The sequence below is a fragment of the Flavobacterium aurantiibacter genome (genome assembly GCF_002251775.1).
Taxonomy (GTDB): domain Bacteria; phylum Bacteroidota; class Bacteroidia; order Flavobacteriales; family Flavobacteriaceae; genus Flavobacterium; species Flavobacterium aurantiibacter.
The window spans coordinates 1-3,624 of the sequence record NZ_NOXX01000116.1; the positions used below are offsets into that span (position 1 = coordinate 1).

Consider the following 3,624-nt stretch of genomic DNA (forward strand, 5'->3'; position numbering starts at 1 on the left):
TAAAGATGTTTTTTTACTCAAAAGCATACTAGACACTATTTCGATTTCTAAAACCAAATTTCCTTTTCATCTTTTTCAAAACAGTCAATTAGGTGATATAGAAAATAGTTTTGCAACATTTCAAAAAGAGTTTCTTGCAAACGAATTAAACAATAAGCTAAAACCTTACCAAATAGAAAGCAATGCTCAACGATTGGAATTTAATCATTTAAAAGAACGCTTATCTCTATTGGAATCACAAAAAAATATCACCGAAAGTGAATTAGAAATTCAGAAAAGTGATCTGGAACGGTACGAAAAACTGTACAAAAAAGATATAATAGCTGCTCAAGAACTAGAAAAGCACAGACTACAATACCTTCAAGCGGAAAAAGGCTTTAAAGCACTGTTGAGTACCATATCGCAATTGAAATCATCTTTGAATGAACTGAAGCGCAATTCACAAAGTACTCAAATAAACGAAGAAAAAGACTTTATAAACCTAGATCGCAGTTTAACTCAAGTATTTTTTGCATTAAAAAAATCTCTAAGCGATTGGGAGCTGAGTTATGTATTAAAGTCCTCTATTTCTGGAAAAGTTTCGTATCTACAACTTTGGTCGGAAAACCAACCTGTTAACACTGGGGATGTCGTTTTTTCAGTTATTCCTTCTCTTAAAAGCAGCTATATTGCTAAGGCGAAAGCACCCGCTGCGAATGCAGGGAAGCTTGCAGCAAAACAATTAGTTAACATTAGGCTTTTAAACTATCCTGATCGAGAATTTGGTGTAATAAATGGCTTTGTACAAAACATAGCTGCAACACCTGACAAAGATGGTAATTTACTTATTGATATTACGTTACCTCAGGGTTTGAAAACGTCGTACGAGAAAGACATCGCATTCCAACAAGAGATGTCGGGTACTGGCGATATCATCACAAAAGACCTTCGACTTCTAGAGCGCTTCTTATACCAATTCAGGGATATGGTAAGGCGGTAACTTTACCTACTTAAAAAACGAATCTACAAATTCGAATTTGTTAAATACTTGCAAATCATTGATGCCTTCGCCAACGCCGATGTAACGCACGGAATTTGAAATTGAAGATACGCTGATTTTTAGTTTTTTCGTTGCAAGACTAAAATACAATTGATTTAATTACGGCTAATAATCTATAAAATGGAAGAAAACAATGAAAAAGTCAGAAAGCTCATTTTTCATTCTTTCATAAATTGCGTAAAATCAGACCAATCTTCAACTTTGAACGCCCTGATGTCACGAACCGAATTTCTAAACCAATCAATGCTTTTTAAGTGAATCATTGCTCGAGTCAAATTAGCCATATCATTCTTGGTGGAAAGGTAAACGCTTCCTTGCGTGTTGTAGAATTCGTACTTACGAAGCACTTTCCCGATTTCGAAATAGGCATTATTATATGGTTCGCCATAGAACGTCTTCAAATCAACAATCACCATATCAAAACTAATAGCAAACATACTACGCTGCTACAAAGTACTTTTCTTCGCCAAAAAAAATACGCCCAAGATGATCTCGAATGGCAATTACAATGCCCTTAAACGGATTTTGCTCTATATCTATCACTTCGCCTTCAGCCCAGAAATCTAAGCCAGTTAACTTGGGGTCAACTTTCGCAATATCTCCTATCTTCATGGTAAGTTTTTAAACAAATTTAATTAAATATTAGTATCCTGTAAATAGTTGCTGACTAATGTTTTAGACAAAAAGGATAAGAACAATTCAAAAATGTAAAAAAATTATCGAGTTGGCTATGCTCAATTACTTAAAAAACGAATCTACAAATTCGAATTTGTTGAATACTTGCAAGTCATTGATGCCTTCGCCAACGCCGATGTAATTCAGACCCTATCAACAGGTAGTAAATAGCTAAAGAACCCGTTATCTAAAGAATTGAGTATACAACTTAAAAGTCAATCAATATCGCTGCCATGAAAAAAAACATACTCAGGGGAAATATCATAATTCCATACATCGCCTGACTTGGAATTTACAATATTTGGCCAAAATACCTCTCCCATTGGTCCCACAGCAACTTGATCAAACAAGGTTTTGTTTTTTAAGCTTGCAACACCATTAAGGTGTTTTTGATTTTCGATGAGTGGAAGTATATCTAACTTTTTCACTGCACCGCTGTCAAATTCACAAGTCAATGTGTATTGATTTATTTCGACGATTCGTGTTACTTTCAACATAATTAATTTACTGCAAAGGATTGATCTTATGAAAATCTTTAGAATTCCACATTTCCAAAAGTTCCAGTTTGTGAATTTCAGCCCAAGCTTGTACCAACTTCAATTTGCTAATTGGAAAATCTCCGTTTAGTAAGCTGCCGTTTTCAATGAGCACATTAGCTTCGAATTCGCCATACTTTACTTTAAAATGTGGCGGATTGTGATCATTAAAAAACATGTAAACAATAATTCCGTAAAATCTACAAATCTCGGGCATTTCTCTTTTTATTCAAAGCTACAAATTAGTCCTACAAAAATACAAATACCTTCAAATCCTAAAGAAATTATACATACTAACGCGAGTTCAACTTAAAAATCTTTATTTGATCGCTTAAAATGATGCTTTTCCTTTACATAAAAACAGATTTATAGCCTCAATTTTTAAATCGAACTCCTGATAAAACAAGACAGAACTACTTAAAAAACGAATCTACAAATTCGAATTTGTTGAATACTTGCAAATCGTTGATACCTTCGCCAACGCCGATGTAACGCACGGGAATTTGAAATTGGTCGGAGATACCAATAACCACGCCGCCTTTTGCCGTTCCGTCGAGTTTGGTAACCGCAAGCGAGGTAACTTCGGTAGCTGCGGTGAATTGTTTGGCTTGTTCGAAAGCGTTTTGTCCGGTTGAACCGTCGAGTACGAGCATGACGTCGTGTGGTGCATCGGAAACTACTTTTTGCATTACACGCTTTACTTTCGAAAGTTCGTTCATGAGGTTAACCTTATTGTGCAAACGCCCAGCGGTATCGATGATCACAACGTCGGCGTTTTGAGCTACGGCAGATGTTAGCGTATCGAAAGCTACCGAAGCCGGATCGCTACCCATATTTTGTTTGACCAACGGCACTCCTACCCGATCGGCCCAAATTTGTAACTGATCAATGGCAGCTGCACGAAAGGTATCGGCCGCTCCGAGCACAACCGAATAGCCTGCCGCCTTTAATTGCGATGCTAGTTTGCCAATTGTGGTAGTTTTTCCGACACCGTTTACGCCCACAACCATAATTACGTAAGGTTTTTTACCCGTCGGGATACTAAAATCAGTTTCGTTTCCGGAATTGGTTTCGGCTAATAGGGCCGAAATTTCATCGCGAAGAATTTGGTTGAGTTCGGCGGTTCCGAGGTATTTATCGGCGGCCACGCGTTTTTCGATTCGTTCGATGATTTTGATGGTCGTGTTTACACCTACGTCGGAACTGATTAGGATTTCTTCGAGATTATCGAGTACCTCATCGTCGACTTTAGATTTTCCGGCTATAGCTTTCGTCAGCTTTCCGAAGAAGCTGGTTTTGGTTTTTTCGAGTCCTTTATCGAGTGTTTCTTTTTTTTCGGAAGAAAAGATTTTCTTGAAGAAATTCATGTGTGTA

6 protein-coding genes are annotated in these 3,624 nt (G+C 37.0%); 1 reads left to right on the plus strand and 5 read right to left on the minus strand.

Annotated features, from left to right (window positions below):
- Positions 1–979 (plus strand): HlyD family efflux transporter periplasmic adaptor subunit (locus tag CHX27_RS01955; protein ID WP_094485090.1); only part of this gene is annotated, 979 nt, incomplete at its 5' end.
- A 218-nt stretch (positions 980–1,197) separates the two neighbouring features.
- Here the strand turns inward: CHX27_RS01955 and CHX27_RS01960 are convergent.
- The 5 genes from CHX27_RS01960 to ftsY form a co-directional block, all read right to left on the minus strand.
- Entirely contained in the window at positions 1,198–1,476 is a 279-nt protein-coding gene (locus CHX27_RS01960; protein WP_094485091.1) for a virulence protein, read from the minus strand.
- 1 nt (position 1,477) lies between these two features.
- Positions 1,478–1,651, minus strand: a complete 174-nt coding sequence (locus CHX27_RS15470) for a hypothetical protein (protein WP_165764418.1) — start codon at positions 1,649–1,651, stop codon at positions 1,478–1,480.
- 278 nt (positions 1,652–1,929) lie between these two features.
- Positions 1,930–2,211, minus strand: a complete 282-nt coding sequence (locus CHX27_RS01965; RefSeq protein WP_094485092.1) for a DUF2442 domain-containing protein — start codon at positions 2,209–2,211, stop codon at positions 1,930–1,932.
- A gap of 7 nt (positions 2,212–2,218) precedes the next feature.
- Entirely contained in the window at positions 2,219–2,467 is a 249-nt protein-coding gene (locus CHX27_RS01970) for a DUF4160 domain-containing protein (protein WP_094485093.1), read from the minus strand.
- A 196-nt stretch (positions 2,468–2,663) separates the two neighbouring features.
- Positions 2,664–3,617 carry a signal recognition particle-docking protein FtsY gene (ftsY, locus tag CHX27_RS01975; RefSeq protein WP_094485094.1) on the minus strand — a complete coding sequence of 318 codons (954 nt, stop codon included), beginning with the start codon at positions 3,615–3,617 and terminating at the stop codon, positions 2,664–2,666.
- Positions 3,618–3,624: the final 7 nt, after the last annotated feature.